General features: G+C 67.8%; 19 protein-coding genes. 12 read left to right on the top strand and 7 right to left on the bottom strand.

Annotated elements, in window-relative coordinates; all coding sequences use genetic code 11:
• Positions 1 to 297 precede the first annotated feature (297 nt).
• The gene (locus tag MKK51_RS15175; RefSeq protein ID WP_243978501.1) at positions 298 to 1,842 is read left to right on the top strand and encodes a formyl transferase; all 1,545 of its coding nucleotides are present in this window, start codon (positions 298 to 300) and stop codon (positions 1,840 to 1,842) included.
• On the opposite strand, the gene MKK51_RS15170 is transcribed toward MKK51_RS15175, so the two are convergent.
• The 3 genes from MKK51_RS15170 to MKK51_RS15160 all read right to left on the bottom strand — a co-directional run bounded on the left by MKK51_RS15170 (position 1,817) and on the right by MKK51_RS15160 (position 5,281).
• Complete coding sequence (locus MKK51_RS15170; protein ID WP_243978499.1) at positions 1,817 to 3,004, bottom strand: FAD-dependent oxidoreductase; 1,188 nt, start codon at positions 3,002 to 3,004, stop codon at positions 1,817 to 1,819. The two genes, MKK51_RS15175 and MKK51_RS15170, sit on opposite strands and share 26 nt — an antisense overlap.
• A 226-nt stretch (positions 3,005 to 3,230) precedes the next feature.
• On the bottom strand, positions 3,231 to 4,616 hold the full coding sequence (locus MKK51_RS15165) for a sensor histidine kinase (protein WP_243978498.1): 1,386 nt from the start codon (positions 4,614 to 4,616) through the stop codon (positions 3,231 to 3,233).
• Positions 4,613 to 5,281, bottom strand: coding sequence for a response regulator transcription factor (locus MKK51_RS15160; RefSeq protein WP_243978495.1), 669 nt, complete (start codon positions 5,279 to 5,281; stop codon positions 4,613 to 4,615). Before MKK51_RS15160 ends, MKK51_RS15165 begins: the two co-directional genes overlap by 4 nt.
• Before the next feature lie 166 nt (positions 5,282 to 5,447).
• Between MKK51_RS15160 and MKK51_RS15155 the strand changes: the two genes are divergently transcribed.
• The 10 genes from MKK51_RS15155 (at position 5,448) to MKK51_RS15115 (ending at position 14,341) form a co-directional block, all read left to right on the top strand.
• A complete protein-coding gene (locus tag MKK51_RS15155) occupies positions 5,448 to 6,104 on the top strand; it encodes a DNA-binding protein (protein ID WP_243978493.1) in 657 nt (218 codons plus the stop codon).
• A 73-nt stretch (positions 6,105 to 6,177) separates the two neighbouring features.
• The gene (locus MKK51_RS15150; RefSeq protein WP_243978492.1) at positions 6,178 to 6,600 is read left to right on the top strand and encodes a hypothetical protein; all 423 of its coding nucleotides are present in this window, start codon (positions 6,178 to 6,180) and stop codon (positions 6,598 to 6,600) included.
• A gap of 309 nt (positions 6,601 to 6,909) precedes the next feature.
• Positions 6,910 to 8,232: an MFS transporter gene (locus tag MKK51_RS15145; RefSeq protein WP_243978490.1), complete on the top strand. Its 1,323-nt coding sequence runs from the start codon at positions 6,910 to 6,912 to the stop codon at positions 8,230 to 8,232.
• A gap of 102 nt (positions 8,233 to 8,334) precedes the next feature.
• Positions 8,335 to 9,462 carry a metallophosphoesterase gene (locus tag MKK51_RS15140; protein ID WP_243978488.1) on the top strand — a complete coding sequence of 376 codons (1,128 nt, stop codon included), beginning with the start codon at positions 8,335 to 8,337 and terminating at the stop codon, positions 9,460 to 9,462.
• 43 nt (positions 9,463 to 9,505) lie between these two features.
• Positions 9,506 to 10,774, top strand: coding sequence for an arsenic transporter (locus tag MKK51_RS15135; protein ID WP_243978478.1), 1,269 nt, complete (start codon positions 9,506 to 9,508; stop codon positions 10,772 to 10,774).
• A 46-nt stretch (positions 10,775 to 10,820) separates the two neighbouring features.
• The gene (locus MKK51_RS27565) at positions 10,821 to 11,267 is read left to right on the top strand and encodes a DMT family transporter (protein WP_409565689.1); all 447 of its coding nucleotides are present in this window, start codon (positions 10,821 to 10,823) and stop codon (positions 11,265 to 11,267) included.
• Positions 11,268 to 11,302: 35 nt separating this feature from the next.
• A complete protein-coding gene (locus tag MKK51_RS27560; RefSeq protein ID WP_409565688.1) occupies positions 11,303 to 11,749 on the top strand; it encodes a DMT family transporter in 447 nt (148 codons plus the stop codon).
• Between the two features lie 309 nt (positions 11,750 to 12,058).
• Positions 12,059 to 12,289: a hypothetical protein gene (locus MKK51_RS15125; protein WP_027171025.1), complete on the top strand. Its 231-nt coding sequence runs from the start codon at positions 12,059 to 12,061 to the stop codon at positions 12,287 to 12,289.
• A 29-nt stretch (positions 12,290 to 12,318) separates the two neighbouring features.
• Entirely contained in the window at positions 12,319 to 12,573 is a 255-nt protein-coding gene (locus tag MKK51_RS15120; protein ID WP_243978476.1) for a BrnA antitoxin family protein, read from the top strand.
• 706 nt (positions 12,574 to 13,279) lie between these two features.
• The gene (locus MKK51_RS15115) at positions 13,280 to 14,341 is read left to right on the top strand and encodes an HD-GYP domain-containing protein (protein WP_243978474.1); all 1,062 of its coding nucleotides are present in this window, start codon (positions 13,280 to 13,282) and stop codon (positions 14,339 to 14,341) included.
• Positions 14,342 to 14,354: 13 nt separating this feature from the next.
• On the opposite strand, the gene fabI is transcribed toward MKK51_RS15115, so the two are convergent.
• The 4 genes from fabI to fabA form a co-directional block, all read right to left on the bottom strand.
• Positions 14,355 to 15,182 carry an enoyl-ACP reductase FabI gene (gene fabI, locus MKK51_RS15110; protein ID WP_243978472.1) on the bottom strand — a complete coding sequence of 276 codons (828 nt, stop codon included), beginning with the start codon at positions 15,180 to 15,182 and terminating at the stop codon, positions 14,355 to 14,357.
• A gap of 152 nt (positions 15,183 to 15,334) precedes the next feature.
• Positions 15,335 to 15,457 carry a hypothetical protein gene (locus tag MKK51_RS27220; protein WP_279601140.1) on the bottom strand — a complete coding sequence of 41 codons (123 nt, stop codon included), beginning with the start codon at positions 15,455 to 15,457 and terminating at the stop codon, positions 15,335 to 15,337.
• Between the two features lie 109 nt (positions 15,458 to 15,566).
• Entirely contained in the window at positions 15,567 to 16,793 is a 1,227-nt protein-coding gene (gene fabB / locus MKK51_RS15105) for a beta-ketoacyl-ACP synthase I (RefSeq protein ID WP_243978470.1), read from the bottom strand.
• Positions 16,794 to 16,888: 95 nt separating this feature from the next.
• Positions 16,889 to 17,446, bottom strand: coding sequence for a 3-hydroxyacyl-[acyl-carrier-protein] dehydratase FabA (gene fabA / locus MKK51_RS15100; RefSeq protein WP_227437780.1), 558 nt, complete (start codon positions 17,444 to 17,446; stop codon positions 16,889 to 16,891).
• Between the two features lie 340 nt (positions 17,447 to 17,786).
• Between fabA and irr the strand changes: the two genes are divergently transcribed.
• Positions 17,787 to 18,293, top strand: a complete 507-nt coding sequence (irr, locus tag MKK51_RS15095; RefSeq protein WP_018045381.1) for a Fur family transcriptional regulator Irr — start codon at positions 17,787 to 17,789, stop codon at positions 18,291 to 18,293.
• Positions 18,294 to 18,301: the final 8 nt, after the last annotated feature.

Below are 18,301 nucleotides of genomic sequence, written 5' to 3'. Positions count from 1 at the left end.
GATGCTCGGGCCGTGGCCGGGATACAGCCCGTCCTTCGGATCTACAGGCATGATCCGACTTTACTGACGATTCACCAACACCCGGGGATTTCCGCGATCTCGGCCTCGTTCGTGCAAAGCATGGTTAGCAGGAGTTTAAAATATGCCCCTGTCTGGCATTCGGGGCCGGCAGCGGTGAAGGGTTTCTCAATCGTGATGCTGTAACCGGACAATGTGGTGGGGACGTCCCGCGTCGGACCGATCCCAACAGCCGGCGGCTTTCGGCCTCGGCTCTCGACTGTCCGGGGACCGACGACAATGCGCCTGCGACTGAGGCTGGATGGACGCGCCCCCCGCCGCTGGCATCTCCGTCTTCTGGAACGGCTCGCAGCGCTCCCCGGGCTCGAAGTGGAGGTCGACCGCTCGCCGGGGCCGGGCGGCCTGCCGGACAATGCCGGGCTGCTGTTCCGCCTCGAATCCCTGCTGAACCGCCTGTCCCTCGACGGTCTGTCCGCCCCCCTCCCGGTGAGTGCATTCGCCGCTTATCCCGAACCCACGGCGGCCGCCTCCTGCATTCTCGACCTCTGCGGCGATGCGGAGGGCGGCCCGGACCTGTCGGTCTGGCGCCTCGGCTTCGACGGCGTGGCGGGCGAAGGCGCCCTTCTGGCCGCGCTGCTCGCCGGCCGCTCCCCCGTGGCGTCCCTCTCCGCGAATGGCAGGATCATCGCTTCCGGGCGCTTCGGCGCCGAGGATCGCGGGACCATGCTCACCGCGTTCGAGGATGGGCTGATCCGCAGCATGACGCTCATCGTTGGCGCGCTGTCGGGCGCCCGGCCGCTTCTCCGGGACAGCGTCCTCGTGTCGCGCGAGGCGCCCCCACTCACCGTGAAGACGGTCGGCACCCGCGCCGCGAAGATGGCGGCGCGGCTCGTCGTCCGGCGACTCTACTACCTCTGCTATCGCGCGCCGCATTGGCGGGTCGGTTGGCGCCGGTTGGCCGGCCCCGATCTCATTGACCTGCGCGCGCATCCCTCGACCGGCTGGCGCGACCTGGCGGATGACGGTCTCCGCTTCTACGCCGATCCGTTCGGGATCGAGCACAAGGGGCGCACCATCCTCTTCGTCGAGGATTTCCCGCACGCGACGGGCAAGGCGCTGATCTCGGCTGTGGCCTTCGATGCGAACGGCCCGGTCGGAACGCCGGTCCCGGTGCTGGAGGAATCCCATCACCTGTCCTACCCGTTCGTATTCGAGCGCGAGGGGGCGTTCTGGATGATCCCGGAGAGCTGCGCCAACGACACCGTCGACCTCTACCGCGCGACCGCCTTTCCCGGGGGCTGGGTCAAGGAAGCGACGCTGCTGCGAGGCGTCACCGCCAGCGATCCGACCCTGCTGGAGCGGGACGGCCGCTGGTGGATGTTCGCTACGGTCCGCGATCAGGCCGCCGATGTGGGTGGAGGAACGGTGCTCGGCTCTTACCACGACAGCCTGCATCTCTGGTCGGCACCCGACTTCCGAGGTCCCTGGACGCCGCATGCCCACAATCCGGTGCTCATCGACATCGCCTCGGCGCGGCCGGCGGGACGCGTCGTGGAGCGGGACGGCGCCCTGATCCGTCCGGTCCAGGATTGCCGACTGGGCTACGGCGAAGCGCTGGCGCTGGCGCGGATCGACCGTCTCGACGACGAGGGCTACGTCCAGACCGTCGAAACGATCCTGCGCTCGGGCCCGCTCTTTCCCGGCACCCGCCTTCACACCCTCAACCGCACCTCGGCCTTCGAGTTCATCGACGGCTCGGCCCGCTCCCCGCGCTGGCGCGGGGGGACGATAGCCCGGCTCAGACGGTCTTGGTTTCCCCGATGACCGGACGGCGCGGCCTGGCGATCGTCGTCCGCAGCCTATGGAGGGCATGCAGGCCGTAGCGGCCGATACGGTTGCGCAGGCGCCGCAGGGTCCACATGGCGCCGCGTCCGACGGTGATCTCGCGGGCATAGAGGCTGGCCCGGAGGCATTGCTGGTCCGAGGCCTGCTTGATCGGGTCGGCGTAGAATTCGGCGATCTTGTCCTTGCCCATCCCCGGGGTCGCGAACCAGCGCGGCAGATGCTCGGAACAGAGCCGGTCGACGTCCGTGAGCACCTTGCCGATCCCGGTCCCGGGGATCGGGCAGGGGGTCAGGAAGGCGTCTCCCAGGAGGACGACCCCGTCGCGTTCCGCATCGGCCGCATGGACGATGTCGATGGGCCGCATCTCCACCGGCCCCGTCACGGTGAGGTCCGGGCAGAGGCGGGCGAGGCCGGGCATGGCCTGCCTCATGAGCGCCTCGGGGGATTTGCGGAACTCCTTCACCCACGGATCGGAGGGCGCGCGGTAGACGAAGAGGTTGACCCGCATGGTCGAGCCGATGGGAAAGAGCGTGACATAGGCCACCGCGCTCTCCGTGCTCTCCCCGTAATAGGTCAGGGATTCGAAGCCGAAGGACGAGGGCGGGGCCGCCATGTCGAAGCCGAAGCACAGGGAGTGCTTCTCGCTGACCATGGTCCTGCCGATGCCGACCTTGCGCCGAAGCACGTCACCGAGGCCGGTGGCCAGAAGCACCAGCCGCGCTGTGCGCACGCTGCCATCGGCGAGGGTAACCCGTTGCCGTTCCGGGCCGGTCTCGATCTCCGCCACGCGTCCGACCACCAGGGGCGAGGAGGCGGGCAGAGCTCCGCGCAGGTCGTTGATGAGGGGGGTGTAGTGAACGCCGTATTCGCGCACGGCATGGCGGGAGAACAGATGGCCGAAGCGCGAGATGCAGACCTCGTCTACGGGCGTCGTCACGGCCCTCGCCAATTCGCCGAATCCGAGCTTTTCGAACAGGTCCATCTGCGGCACGCCGAGTTTTTCAGCCCGGAAGTCGGGGGGATAGACCGCGTGAGTGTCGATGATCGCGGTGTCGTAACCGGCCTTGGCGAGAGCGATGGTCGCGGTGGTCCCGGCGAGGCCGGCTCCGATGACGATGACGTCGTGGTCGATCTCAGACATCCAGAACCTCCCGCCCGAACCGGAATGGGCCGCCTGTCCTCTGCCCTATGCTCCCACCGTGCCATCCTGGTACGGGGTGGGGCAAATGCGGAGCGGGACGACTCTTCACAGCAGGCCATATGCCACCCGCTCGCTCCCCTTCAAGGTGCGCAGCCCATCTTGAAGAAACCGTGTGGGTGGAACTGCCATTTTGAGAGAGGTCGGTAAGTCGAGCTCGGCAATTCAGTCAGACTGGCAAGTCGAGCTGAGCGCGAAGACCATGGAAGCTGCCGCGGTCGAGACGAAGCGAGCCGCCATAGAGTTCGGCCAGTTCCGTGGTGATCGACAGGCCGAACCCATGGCCGGGCACGGTCTCGTCCAGGCGTTTGCCGCGCCCCAGAACGTCGGCAGCCGCATCCGCGTCGAGGCCCGGCCCGTCATCCTCCACAGTGACGATGACGCCCCGTTCGGTGAGGGCGGCGGCGATCCGGACCCGCGCCCGGCACCAGCGGCAGGCATTGTCGATGAGGTTGCCGAGCATCTCGTCCACATCTTGTCCGTCGCAGGCCACCGCGATGCCGTCCGGCACCTCCACGGTGAAGGCGATGCCCTTTTCGGCATAGAGCCGCGCGAAGGTAGCGCGCAGATCCGCCACGGGTGCCTCCAGCGCTGTCCTCTCGCGGGTGGCCCCGCCCAGGGCCGCCGTGCGGGCGCGGCGCAGATGGTGGCGGATCTGCCCGTCCATGCCCGAGACGAGGGTCGTCAGCCGGCCGTCCGGGTCGCGCTCCCCGTCCCGGAGGGCCATGGTCAGGGTCGCCAGGGGGGTCTTCAACCCGTGGGCTAGGTTGGCCACATGGGTGCGTGCCCGTTCGAGATTCGCCGCGTTCTGAGCCAGGAGCGCGTTCACCTCGCGCACGAGGGGGCGGATTTCCGCCGGCTGCTTCTCCGGCACCTGTGCGCGCTTGCCCGCGCGAACCTCGGCGAGGTCCCGGCGCAGGCGTTCCAATGGTCTGAGGCCGAGGCGGACCTGTACGACGAGGCCGGCGAGGAGGCAGAGGCCGAGCACGGCGAGGATCAGCGCCAGGGTGAGACCCGCCTCGCGGACGGGCCCGCGCAGGGCCGCCATGGGCGCGGAAGCGACGATCGTCGCCGGGCCTGCCCCCGCCGCGTCCGGCAGGGCGAGGATGCGCAGGATCACCGGGTTGCCCCAGGGGTCGACGGCGTCGGCAGGATGGGGACGGTCGCGGTGTCGCCCCCCGCCATCCCCGCGGTCGTCTTCGGGAACGGCGAGGTCGCGGCCTTCCAGGGAGCCGGAGCGGAGGATCGCGTCGCCCTGCCGGACTTGCCAGGACCAGCCCGACCGGTCGCGGTCGAAGGGCGGCCCGTCGAGGTTGCGCCCGAGGGCGAGACGGCCGTCGCCGCTCCGCTCGAGGCTGGAGGCGATGGCGACGATCTGGCTGTCGAGGCGGCTGTCGATCTGCCCTCGCACGAAGCGGTGCAGGATGAAACCGATGGCGACCCCCGCCACCACGAGGGCCACCGTAACGAGGACGATGGCGGCGAGGATCAGGCGCCGCTGCAGGGAGCCGCGATGCGGATGAGCCGGTCCATGGGGAGGTCGCGGCGGGGTCATGGCACCTCCCCCGCCACGAGCTGGTAGCCGTGGCCGCGCACCCCCTCGATCCGGGCCGGGGCGATCTTCCGGCGGAGGCGGGTGATGATGACCTCCACGGAGTTGGAATCCACCTCCGCGTCGCCGTCATAGACCCGCTCGATCAGCTGGCCACGGGGCACCACCCCGTCCTTGCGCAGGATCAGGCAGGAGAGCACCCGCCATTCGAGCCCGGTCAGCTTCAGCGGCAGGCCATCCCGCTCGAACGTGCCGAGCCCGGCATCGTAGGTCAGAGGCCCGCAGACGATCCGGTTGGCCCCGTGCGCCGAGGCGCGGCGCACCAGGGCGCGCAGGCGGATCACGAGTTCCTCCACCCGGAACGGCTTGACGAGATAATCGTCCGCCCCCGCCTTGAAGCCCGCGACCTTGTCGCTCCAGCCATCCCGCGCGGTGAGGATCAGCACCGGCATGGTCCGCCCTGCGGCTCGCCAGGCCTGGAGCACCGAGACGCCGTCGCGCTTGGGCAGCCCGAGATCGAGGACCACGGCGTCGTAGGTCTCCGTCTCGCCGAGATGCTGGCCGTCCTCTCCGTTGACCGCGTGGTCGAGGGCGAAGTTCTCGGTGCGCAGGGCCTTGGCGATCTCGGCAGCGAGCGCCGCATCGTCCTCCACCAGAAGGAGCTTCATCGGAATCCGGATCCTTGGGGTCGGAACGGCGACATAGGGGAACCCTGGCGCCTACGCGCCGCGCTTTAACCGGGGCTGAACCGCGCGGTTCAGATCGGGTTGGAGGGGCGAGCCTAGAACGGCGTCAACCCGAGAGGGGATCCGCTTTTCCAAGGACATCCCCACCATGACGACCGAGAAGACCATCGACGGAACCGCCACCGAGATGCCGCGCCCCGCCGCCCCGCGCCGCTCGCGCCGCGGCTGGATCGTCGGAGCCATCGCCGCCCCGCTCGCCTTCGGCGCGGTTGGCCTCTCCTTGGCGCAGAATTCCGGCGTGACCCTCACCCCCGTCGCGCCGGTCACCATCGCACAGCTCGCTCCTTCCGCCGCCATCGCCGCCAAGGGCGACGTCGCCGAGATCTTCGGCAACAAGTTCGTCCTGCAGGACGGGTCCGGCCGCGCCCTTGTCGAAACCGGCAAGCAGGGCGAGGACGGTAAACTCGTCACCAAGGGCGAAGCCGTGACGGTGCAGGGCCGTTTCGAGAACGGCTTCCTCCACGCCACCCTCCTGACGAGGGCCGATGGACAGACCGTGGTCCTCGGCCCGCCGCGTGGCCCGAAGCCCGGCGGCCTCGACTGGGCGAAGGACAAGGTCGGCCTCGGCCCCGCCATCGATGCGCCGGCCCTGACCGCGAAGGTCGAGGCGGCCGGCTATTCCGACATCCGCGTCACCGGTCGCGGACCGCGCCATCTCGATATGGCGGTCAAGGGTCAGGACGGGATCGAGCGCCTGCTCCATGTCGGATTCGATGGCGACATCCGCGAGAAGCGCAGCTTCTGACGATGACGATTCCCTCCCTCGGACCTCCGGGGGAGGGGATGACCGACTTTCTCAATCATCGGGACCAACAACAATGCCAAACACCGTGACCGCGACTGGAATCGTCTGGGCCATCTTCGGCCATCGCTTCGCGCTGGAGGGGGACGGCACGAGGCGGCTCGCCGATCTCGGTCCGAAAGCCACGACGGAAGAGATGCCCACGGTCGGAGATACCGTCACCGTCGAGGGCGCGATCACGCCCTGCGAGATTAAGGTGTCCCGCCTCACCCTCGCCGACGGTACGGTCCGTACCCTCGCGCGACCGGACGAGAAGAACCGCAAGGGCGATCCGGATACGGCCCTGCGCCTCGTCCGGGATGCCGGCTACCGTGTCGAAGGACCGCCGCTACGCAAGCCGAGGCATTTCGAGATTCGCGGTATTCGAGACGGAGTTACCTTCGAGATCCATGTCCATGACGACGGTATCATTCGTAAGGAAAAACGGCTCGCGGCCTAAGCAGTTTCGCATCGGCAAGCCGACGCTTTATTTCGCATAGGCTTTGAAGTGGCACAGGTTCGCACCGCAGAACCGGGGGCCACTTCTGCGAAACCTGTTTCGACGCCTGATATTCCACATGCGCTATACACTGACAGTCTGGCTTGCCGCGCCTGTGCTTCGACGCTCACGTAGAATTTAATCCCTGGCAAGGAACCTTTATTTCGGGCAGGGGTTTGCCGCTCCGATCGACGCGAAGCTTTGGCTTCCAGAGCCAGTGACACGCGCCGATCGGTCCCATCCATGAAAAGCTTACCAAGGATCGATCGGATGACGAGCGTCACCGCCGCCGGCCAGGATCGGAGCCGTGCCCCGTCGCAGCGCACGCTGCGCGGGCTCGACGCCCTCAACTTCTTCCTCGCCGACGTCCGTGACGGTCTCGGTCCCTACCTCGCCATCTATCTCATCGCCGTGCGCGGTCCCGACCAGGGCTGGAACGAGGCGACGACGGGGTTGATCATGACGATCGCCGGCGTTGCCGGACTGATCGCGCAGACGCCGGCCGGGGCGCTGATCGACCGGACCAACCACAAGCGCGCCATCGTGATCGCCGGGGCGCTGGCCGTCACGGCGAGCTGCCTGCTCCTTCCCTTTGTGACCAATTTCTACCTCGTGGCCGCGACACAGTCTGTTGCCGGCATCGCCGGGGCGGTGTTCCCGCCGGCCCTCGCCGCGATCACCCTCGGCGTGGTGGGGCCGAAGATGTTCTCGAAGCGGATCGGCCGCAACGAGGGCTTCAACCATGCGGGCAACGCTGTCTCGGCGGCCATCGCCGGCTCGACGGCCTATTTCTTCGGGCCCATCGTGGTGTTCTGGCTGATGGCCGTCCTCGCGGTGCTGAGCGTCGGGGCCATGCTGATGGTGCCGGCCAAGGACATCGACGACGACCTCGCCCGCGGCCTCGATGAGAAGGCGGGGGAGGGCGGCGAGCAGGCGTCCGGGATCAAGGCCCTGCTGCAGAACCGCACCCTGATGCTGTTCGCCCTACTGGCCGCGATCTTCCACCTTTCCAATGCCGCGATGCTGACCTCGGTGGGCCAGCTGTTGACCAAGCTGTCCGGCAAGGAGAGCGCGACCTCCCTCATCTCCGTCTGCATCGTGGCCGCGCAGTTCGTCATGGTGCCGGTGGCGGTCTTCGTCGGCGCCAAGGCCGACGCGATCGGGCGCAAGCCGATCTTCCTCGTGGCCTTTGGCGTGCTTGCCATCCGGGGTGTGCTCTACACCTTCTCGGACAACCCGTTCTACCTCGTCGCCGTCCAGCTCCTCGACGGGATCGGCGCCGGCATCTACGGCGCGCTCTTCCCCATCGTCGTCGCCGACCTCACCCGAGGGACCGGACGGTTCAACGTCTCGCAGGGAGCCGTCGCCACGACGCAGGGCTTCGGCGCGTCGTTCTCGGCGACGCTGGCCGGTCTCATCATCGTGTCGGCGGGCTACTCGACGGCGTTCCTGGTCCTGGCTGGGATCGCGGCGATGGGATTTGTCCTCTACCTCGTGGCCATGCCGGAGACCTACGGGTTCGAGCCGCCGACCACGGCCTCGAAGCCACCGAGCGCCAATGGGCCGGAGCCCATGGCCCCCGCCATCGCCTGACGCAGCCTCCGTTCAGCACCCTGAAACTTCCCGGTTCCTTCCAACGCCCCGCCGGCACCAGGCGGGGCTGCGCTGGAGACACGCCATGACCTTTGCCAAGCCATGACAAATGCCACCAGCGGACGGGACGACATCCTCGCCTTCGCCCATATCGGTGACCTGCACCTTACCGAGGGGCATCTCGAGAACGCCCGCGATTTCCTCGCCATCGTCGCGCAGCTCGGCGCGGTGGAGGGGCTCGATTTCGCGTATCTGCCCGGCGACAACGCCGAGAACGGCTGGCCCGAGCAATATGACCTCGTCCGCCAGGGACTGGCCGGCCTCCCGCTTCCCGTCCATGTCGTCACGGGAGATCACGACATGGAGAGCGGCAGTCTCGACGCCTTCCATGCCGGCCTCGGCGCACGGCGGCTTCCCTACGCCACCGATATCTCCGGCATCCGTTGCCTCTTCCTCGACATGTGCGGGCCGGGAGGCGGCGGTCCGGATTTCCGCCTGGGCAACGCGCAGCTCGCTTGGCTCGAAGGCGAGATCCAGTCGGCCGAACGCGACGGCCTCGACTGCGCGCTGTTCATGCACAGCTACCCCGCCGACCTGAAGGGTGACGGCGAGGCCGAGCGTGTCGGGCAACTCGTCTCGCGGTCGCGGGTGCGCCTCGTGGAGATGGGCCACACCCATTACAACGAGCTCGCCAATGACGGTCGCACCATCTTCGCCGCCACCCGCTCCACCGGGCAGGTCGAGGAAGGGCCGGTCGGCTATGCCGTCGCCGCCATCGATGGCGGCGTTGTCAGCTGGCGCTTCAAGGAGCTGGCCGAACCCTGGCCCTTCGTCCTCGTCACCGCCCCCGCCGACCGGCGCCTCGCCCATGACGACGGCCACCGGGTGGGCGACAGGGTGGAAGTCCGCGCGCTCGTCCTCGGCGCCTCGCCCGTCACCGCCTGCGAGGTAAGCGTCGATGGCGGCCCGTGGCAAGCGATGACCCGCGCCGAGGGCGACCGGCGCTACCGGGCCTCGATCCCCTGGGACGCGTCGGCGCGCCGTCTCACCGTGCGGGCCTCGGATGCGGCCGGGGGCACGGGACGGGATGTCGTCGAGCCGGCCACCGACCGATTCCGCCTGCCGGTCTCGAAGGGGATCGGCAGCGACGCGGATTCCATCGGCGCCTGGCCCGAGAAGGGCCTCCTCGGTACCCAGCTCGGCCCCAACCGAAACGGCCGGCACTGGTAGCCGTCGCTCCGTTTTTCCGCCCCTGACAGGAACTCGCCCGCCCATGTTCGCACTCCCCGTGACACCGCATCTGGCGACCTGGATCATCGCCGGACTGGCGACCCTCGGGGTCATCACCCGGCCCTTCTCCTGGCCGGAAGCGGTCTGGGCCGTGCTCGGTGCCGCGGCGCTGCTGGTGCTGGGCCTGATCTCGCCGGAAGCAGCCTGGGACGGCGTGCGGAAGGGGACGGATGTCTATCTGTTCCTCGTCGGCATGATGCTGCTCGCCGAGATCGCCAGGAAGGAGGGCCTGTTCGACTGGCTCGCCGGCATCGCCGTACGTCAGGCCAAGGGGTCGGCAACGCGCCTGTTCCTGCTGGTCTATCTCGTCGGCACCGTGGTCACGGTGCTCCTCTCCAACGATGCGTGCGCCGTGGTGCTAACGCCGGCGGTCTACGCCGCGGCCAAGGCGGCGGAGGCCGAGCCGCTGCCCTACCTCTTCATCTGCGCCTTCATCGCCAACGCGGCGAGCTTCGTGCTGCCGATCTCGAACCCGGCCAACCTCGTCGTCTACGCCGCGCACATGCCGCCGCTCACCGAATGGCTCGCGCGGTTCGCGCTGCCGTCGGTCCTCGCCATCGTCGCCACCTACATCGTCCTGCGCCTGACCCAGAACTCCGTCCTGCGGCAGCAATTGCTCGCCAGGGACGTCGCGGCGACGCCGCTCTCGGGCACCGGCAAGGTCGCCGGTCTCGGCATCGTCGCCACCGCCGGGGCCCTCATCGCCGCCTCGGCCTACGATCTCGAACTCGGCCTGCCGACCTTCATCGCGGGTCTGGCCACCACGCTTCTCGTCCTCGCGATCAAGCGCGGCGGTGCCGTCGAGGTCGTCAAGGACGTGTCCTGGGGCGTACTGCCCCTCGTGGCCGGGCTGTTCGTGCTGGTGGAGGCCCTGGAGAAGACCGGCGTCCTGACCATGCTCGCCGATCACCTCAAGCGGGCGGCTTTGGCCTCGCCCGATGCTGCGGCCTGGGGTGGCGGGACCCTGGTGGCGGTGCTCTCCAACCTCGTGAACAACCTGCCGGCCGGTCTGATCGCGGGGGCGGCCGTGCAGCAGGCCGACGTCTCCGAGAAGGTCGCAGGGGCGATCCTCATCGGCATCGATCTCGGTCCCAACCTTTCGGTGACCGGATCCCTCGCGACCATCCTGTGGCTCACCGCCATCCGCCGCGAAGGCGAGGATGTCGGTTTCTGGCGCTTCCTCAAGCTCGGCCTGCTGGTGATGCCGCCGGCCCTGATCCTGGCCCTGGCCGGCCTGCTCCTCCTGCCCTGATCGCCCTTCCTTCCGAACCCAACCGCCATTCCGAGGACGACCCGACATGAACGCGGCCCTGCTCTATCCCTTCATCCTGGTCGCCGGCGCGCTCCAGGCGGCGGGTAATTCCATGAACGCGCGTCTGCGCGTGGCCTTCGTCAACCCGTGGCTGGCGGCCTCCGTCTCGTTCTCGCTCATCGTCTTCGTCTTCGTCACGCTGTTCGTGGTGATGCCGACGCCGCTGCCCAGCCTGGAACAGCTCGGCGGCATGCCGTGGTGGGCGCCATTGGGCGGGCTCGCCGGAGCGGTTGCAGTGTTCGGCGGCCTCGCCTTCGTCGACAAGGTCGGGGCCGGGCCGTTCAACGGGCTGCTCATCACCGCCAACATCCTGACGTCACTGGCCATCGATCATTTCGGTTGGCTCGGGATGCAGGCGAACTCGCAGGGGCTGCTGCACCTCCTCGGCGGCGGCCTGATGGTGGCCGGCATCGTCCTCATCGCCCGGTTCTGAGGCCGGCCACCCGCATCGATAGAGATTTCACGCCCATGACCGGTCCCCTCTTCTATCCCTTCATCCTCGTCGCCGGCGCCCTGCAGGCGATCGGCGTCACCATGAATGCGGCGCTGCGCGGCGCGCTTGTCAATCCGTGGCTCGCGGCGGCGATCTCGTTCCTGCCCATCGTCTTCGTCTTCGTCGCGATGCTGGCGATCCGTCCGGTCCCGCTTCCGACCCGCAGCGATCTGGCGGCGATGCCATGGTGGGCGCCATTGGGCGGCATCGCCGGGGCGGTGGCGGTGTTCGGCGGCCTCCTTTTCGTCGACAAGGTGGGGGCGGGCGCTTTCAACGGGATGCTCATCACCGCCAACCTGCTGACGTCGCTGGCCATCGATCATTTCGGCTGGCTCGGGATGCCGGAGCACCGCGCCGGCCGGGCACGGATCGCGGGTGCGGGGCTGATGGTGGCCGGAATCATCCTCATCGCGGCGTTTTGACGGGGACATCCACCGGGATCTGCGCAGTCAACCACCGCGAGTCCTTGCCAGGGTTCGCTTTTTGGTCCCCGGACGTGCTATGTCCCGGCGATCCCGCCCGAAGCCCGGTCCCGTGCGAAGGGTGTGTGGATCACCCTTCCCTGCCGCCGATCGCGGATTGTCACGTCCGCCGGCACCCGTCTCGATCGTCGACATCGCAACGCCGCGCGAGCGGGCACGAGCGGGTCATCCGGCCCTGCCGCCTCCGCCAGGGCGAAGGATGCGGTCGATGCGTGGGCGGTGGGGCGAGGGGAGCTAGGAAGGACGACGATGAGCGACGAAACCGACGCCAGGACCCGGTCCGAGGAGCGCGCCGAGCGCGCCGAGCGGATGGCCAAGGAAGGTGCGCAGGCGATGGCGGAGCATCTGCAATCGGTGAAGGAAATCGACGAGCGCACCGTGAAACTGCGCGCCCTTCGCCTCGCCAAGGAAGCCGCCGATGCCGCCGAGAAGGCTGCCGCTCCCGCGCCGGCCCCCAAACGCAAACGCTCCGCGAGCTGAGCCGACACGCCTTACCAGGAAACCGACCCATGGCATTCGATCGGACCCGTCGCGCCAGCGACCCCCGCCAGGCAGCGGAAGCTGCCTTCAAGGCCGCCACCACCAAGGCGCCTGACGCTCCCAAGCCCGCCGAACGCGCCCCCGCCGCGCCGCTCAGCCCGCCCGGCGCCCGCGAGATGGTGTCCCTGCGCCTCGACCGCGCCGTGCTGGAGCATTTCCAGAAGGACGGCCCCGGCTGGCAGGACCGGATCAACGCCGCCCTGAAGGGCCTTGCCGGAATCTGATCCGACATCCACGCCATGGAAGCAGACGCGCGACCAGCCAAGGCCACGCTGCGCGCGGGTGACGCGCATGTCCGGGATCCAGCGCATTGGTACGCCCGGTCCGGTGAGTGACCTCGCCCAGCGGCCCGCAGCCAGTCAGTCGCAGCACCTGCGCGACGGTGCCGGCGGGCACTGGCTCCTTGCCCAGCGGGTCGGGTCTTATCGTGCGGAAGGCCATGGATGCCCCCCTCGCCGCAGTGCCGCTGCCAGCGCCAGACCGCCGGTCGGCTCACACCGGCTTACCGTGCAGACACCTCCTGCACCGTCAGGCCCTTGCCCGACAGCAGCACGCTCCACGCGCGCAGGACATGCTTCAACGGATGGGCGCGGTCGGTCGTCCGCGACCGCCATCAGCGGCGCTTTGGCGGCTTCATCGAGGAGCACACAGACAGTCCGAGCCATCCACCCGGGCTCGCACATCCCCGTGTACCGGCGAATCTTCCGTTCGCGCCAAAAAACTCGCTCAGGCCGACCAGGCGGACCGTGAAGTCAGAGAACTGAGGCGCGATCCCGAGCCTCAATTTCCGTTTATGAGCCTTGTGTCCGGCCTGCCGGCGATGGACCTTGCATCCATCGCGGTCTGGCTTCATTGCGTCCCGTCTTCCGGATCGTCCGGCAGCCGCCGCGGCTTTCGATGGTCGGGAGAGACCGTGCCCTGATGCCTGCCATGCCCGCATCCGTAGAGACGGCTTCGGCCCTGATCGCCATCGTCTGCGCCTCCGCGCCCGTCCATCTCGTCTTGAACTTGCGAAGTCTCGATTGTGCCATCCGCTTGGTCACCGGGGCGAAGGCTGCCGCGAGCGACGAGCTGTTCCACCCGGCCGATCTCGTCATCGTGATGCACGATCCTGATAGCGGGATCGATGGTCCGAGCGTGATCCGGGACCTGCGCAGTCACGATGGACATACCCGCACGGCGGTCCTTTTCCTCGGTGCCTCTGCCGCCTTGCGGCGGCCGGCGGTCGAGGCCGGCGCCACCGACGTGATGACTGGTCCCATCGATCCGCTGGATCTGCAGATCCGGGTCTGCAACCTTCTCGAACTTGCCCTGGCGCGTCAGGTCCTCCACCGGCAATCGGTCGCGATGAGCCGCGACGTGGACCGGGCCGGCGCGGAGGCCGCCTCGCGAGAGCGGGAGATCATCCGCCGCCTGATGCTCGCAGCCGAATTCCGTGACGATCAGGCGGGGGATCACCTCACGCGGGTCGCCGGCTGCGCCATCGCCATCGCCGAAGGTCTCGGCCTGTCGGAGGGGGACGCGAACGACATTGCCCTTGCTTCGACGATGCACGACATCGGCAAGATCAGCATCCCCGACAGCATCCTGATGAAGCCGGGGCCGCTCAGCGACAGCGAGCGCGACGAGATGAAACACCACGCGATCCGCGGCTATCGCATGCTCTACGACAGCCCCTCTCACCTGCTGCAGCTCGCCTCCGACATCGCCCTGACCCATCACGAGCGCTGGGATGGCGGCGGCTATCCGCAGGGATTGAGCACCACGCAGATCCCCCTCGCGGGGCGCATCGTCGCCGTCGCCGACGTGTTCGATGCCCTCATCTCGGAGCGGGTCTACAAGAAGGCCTGGACCCCCGAGGCCGCGCGCCGGCATCTCGAAGAGCATGCCGGCACGCATTTCGACCCGGATTGCGTGGCCGCCTTCGTGGCCCGCTGGGACGACATCCTCGGGCTGGTGGAGAGCAACCCGCCCGAATCCGCCACCGTCTGAACCGCCAGGAGGATCAGGCGTCGGCGACGCCGGCCTCGTCCTGTGCCTGGAGCACGTCGGGCCGGGGCATCGAGATGATGTTGTAGCCGGAATCGACGAAATGGACTTCGCCGGTAACACCGCCGGAGAGGTCCGAGAGCAGATAGACCGCCGAACCGCCGACCTCTTCCAGGGTCACCGTGCGCCGCAGGGGGGCGTGGGCGCGCTGGTGATTGAACATCAGGCGCGCATCGGCGATGCCGGCGCCTGCCAGGGTCCGCATCGGACCGGCCGAGAGGGCGTTCACGCGGATGCCCTCCGGGCCGAGATCGCCGGCGAGATAGCGCACGGAGGCTTCGAGCGCCGCCTTGGCGACGCCCATGACGTTGTAGTTCGGCATGATCCGGGTCGAGCCGCCATAGGTGAGCGTCAGCATCGAACCACCGCGGCGCATGCGCTTGGCCGCACGCTGCGCGATCTCGGTGAAAGAGAAGCACGAGATGACCATGGTCCGCGAGAAGTTCTCACGGCTGGTCACGTCGACATAGCGCCCCTTGAGCTGCGCTTTGTCCGAAAAGCCGATGGCGTGGACGACGAAATCGATCCCGTCGGTGAAGCGCTCGTCGAGGGCAGCGAACAGAGCGTCCACGCTGGCGATGTCCTCCACGTCGCAGGGGATGACGATGTCGGACCCGAGGGAGGCGGCGAGCGGTTTGACGCGGCGGCCGAGGGCATCCCCCTGATATGTGAACGCGAGTTCCGCGCCATGCTCATGCAGGGACTTGGCGATACCCCAGGCGATGGAATGATCGTTGGCAACCCCCAGGATCAGGCCGCGCTTGCCTGCCATCAAACCCGTCATACGTGCCCTCACATCCATCGCGCCGAAATCTCAGACTATTCCGACTATCGCGAGGACGCTTAGCGCGTGCATCGACGGACTGTCCAATCCGGGCTCGAGTGGGAGGGCCAGCCGCCACCTCGGTGCGGCCATGCTTCAGGCGTGACGGGCGATCAGAAATAACCGCGTGTCTCGTCGAGAGCCGTATCGACGAGTGCCTGCTTGGCCCGGACGCAGGCCGTGGCCGCGACACCGAGACCGGCAAGGGTACCCAAGGAAATCAGGATCAGGACCATCTCGAACTTTCGGCTTCGCTCAGGAAACGCGACGTCGAATCCGCGGTTCCATGGACGAGGCCGGCGTCACGCCAGCATAGCCGAAGTCGATCCTGAGAAGCTTAGCCGTTCAGGCGTCGATATGCTTGAGGACGAGGGTGGAATTGGTTCCGCCGAAGCCGAAGGAATTCGACACGACGTGTCCGAGCTGGACGTTGTCGCGGCGCTGCCGGAGGATCGGCATGTCGGCGAAGGCCGGGTCGATCTCGTCGATATGCGCGCTCTCGCAGATGAAGCCGTTCTGCATCATCAGGAGGGAGTAGATCGCTTCATGCACGCCGGTCGCACCGAGGGAATGCCCCGTGAGCGACTTGGTGCCCGAAATCGGCGGGCACTCGTCGCCGCGCCCGAACACTTCGCGGATCGCCTCGATCTCCTTGAGGTCGCCTACCGGCGTCGCGGTGGCATGGGGGTTGATGTAGTCGATCCTGGCGCCTTTCAGCCCTTCCATCGCCTGCTTCATGCAACGCACGGCGCCTTCGCCGGACGGGGCCACCATGTCGTGGCCGTCCGAGGTGGCACCGTAGCCGGCGAGTTCGCCGTAAATCCGCGCGCCGCGCGCCTTGGCGTGCTCCAGTTCCTCGAGGACGAGGACGCCGGCACCGCCGGCGATGACGAACCCATCGCGGTTGACGTCATAGGCGCGGGAGGCGCGGGCGGGAGTGTCGTTGTAGCGCGAGGACATCGCCCCCATCGCATCGAACAGGACGGAGAGCGTCCAGTCCAGATCCTCGCAGCCTCCGGCGAAGATGATGTCCTGGCGTCCGCTCTGGATCACCTCGCCGGCATTGCCGATGCAATGGTTGGATGTCGCGCAGGCGGAGGAGATCGAATAGTTTACGCCCTTGATCTTGAAGAAGGTCGCCAGCGTTGCCGAGGCGGTGGAGCACATCGCCTTGGGGACGGCGAAGGGGCCGACGCGCTTGGGACCCTTATCGCGGGCGAGGTTGGCGGATTCGACGATCGCCTTCGTCGAGGGACCGCCGGACCCCATGATGATCCCGGTGCGGTCGTTGGAGACGTCTCCCGCTTCCAGGCCGGCATCGCGGATCGCCTGGTCCATGGCGATGTGGTTCCAGGCGGTCCCGCCGCCGTGGAAGCGCATGGCGCGCCGGTCGACGAGGCCCTCGGGGTCGACGCTCGGGCGTCCCTCGACCTGGCTGCGGAAACCGAGTTCGGCATAGGAGGCCGAGTGGCCGATGCCCGACTTGGCCTCGCGCAGGGAGGCAAGGACTTCCTGGGTGTTGTTGCCGATGGATGAGACGATGCCCATCCCGGTGATCACGACACGCCGCATGGAAACGCTCTTCTCTTTCGCCGCGGCGCCGTCGCACACGACGCGTGTCAGGTAGGATGATGCCGGGGCAATCTCAACCACCGGCGTAAGGAGGGCTAGCCTTGTGCCTGGAACAGGGCAACCCTCAGATCCTTGGCGTCATAGATCCTGGCACCGTCCGCTTCCAGCCAGCCGTCGGCGATGCCGAGGACCAGCTTGCCCTGGCGCACGCGCTTGATGTCGATGCCGTAGACGACCTTGCGCACGGTCGGCAGCACCTGATCGCTGAACTTCACCTCGCCGACGCCCAGAGCCCGGCCCCGACCCGGCGCGCCGAGCCAGCCGAGATGGAAGCCCACGAGTTGCCAGAGCGCGTCGAGGCCGAGGCAGCCGGGCATCACCGGATCGTTCTTGAAATGGCAGCCGAAGAACCAGAGGTCGGGTCGTACGTCGAATTCCGCCAGGACATGGCCCTTGCCGTAGGCGCCGCCCTCGGTCCCGATCGAGGTGATGCGGTCGAACATCAGCATCGGCGGTAGGGGAAGCTGCGCGTTGCCGGCACCGAACAGTTCGCCGCGGCCGCAGGCCAGCAACTCCTCATGGGAGTAGTGGGAGGCGCGGGGAGCGGTCTGGTCTGAACCGGCGGCGGCCGGCGATTCGGAATCGGAAGACATGATCGGTGTGTCGGTCCTTGGTGGAGGGCGCGTTCGAAACGCCGGACATCGCCCACGAACGTCGGAACGGTCGTGGCCATCGCGGGTCCACGACGTCGTCCGAGCTCGCGAGCGGCGCTTCGTTAACACACCGTCGGATCGGCACAAAACACCGCGTCTCGCGCCGAGCCGAATGACGCGATGCAGGGGGGCTGCACGGCACGTTAAATAGAATGACTTCAAACAAGCCGCATGTTCACAATGCCTAGCTACCCATCACCGACTTGGGTTGCGACGAGGGGGGAGGTTCGTATAGAGTTGTGTTGTATTCTGTTGGTTCCGTGAGATGTCAGTACCGCCGATGTCCAATCCGCTGCCGCTGCAGGCCATGCTGAACGCACGTGGCGCTTCCCTCGATATCGCTTCGGTCGCGGGGCGCCGGGGATGCCCCCTGTCCGACCTGCGCGACCGTCTGCGCCGCTCCGGTCTTCGCCCGACCCGCCAGCGTCTGTCGCTCGGCTGGCTGCTGTTCGGCCGTGGCGACCGCCATCTCACGGCGGAAATGCTCTATGACGAGGCCATGCGCGCCAAGGTGCCGGTCTCCCTGGCCACGGTCTATAATACCCTGCACCAGTTCACCGAGGCCGGGCTCCTGCGCCAGTTGGCCCTCGACGGGTCGAAAGCCTATTTCGACACCAACCCGAGCGAGCACCACCACTTCTTCCTCGAAGACGAGGGGCAGGTGCTAGATATGCCCGATTGCGGCATCACCGTCGACTCGCTTCCCGATGCCCCCGAGGGCATGGAAATCGCCGGCGTCGAGGTCATCGTCCGCCTGCGCCGTCGGCACGGTGCGCGCCAGTCCTGAGACGGGCT

It is taken from the genome of Methylobacterium sp. E-045, assembly GCF_022829685.1.
Taxonomy (GTDB): Bacteria; Pseudomonadota; Alphaproteobacteria; order Rhizobiales; family Beijerinckiaceae; genus Methylobacterium.
The sequence above is the reverse complement of the archived record's forward strand: the minus strand, read 5'-3'. Positions and strand labels throughout refer to the sequence as shown.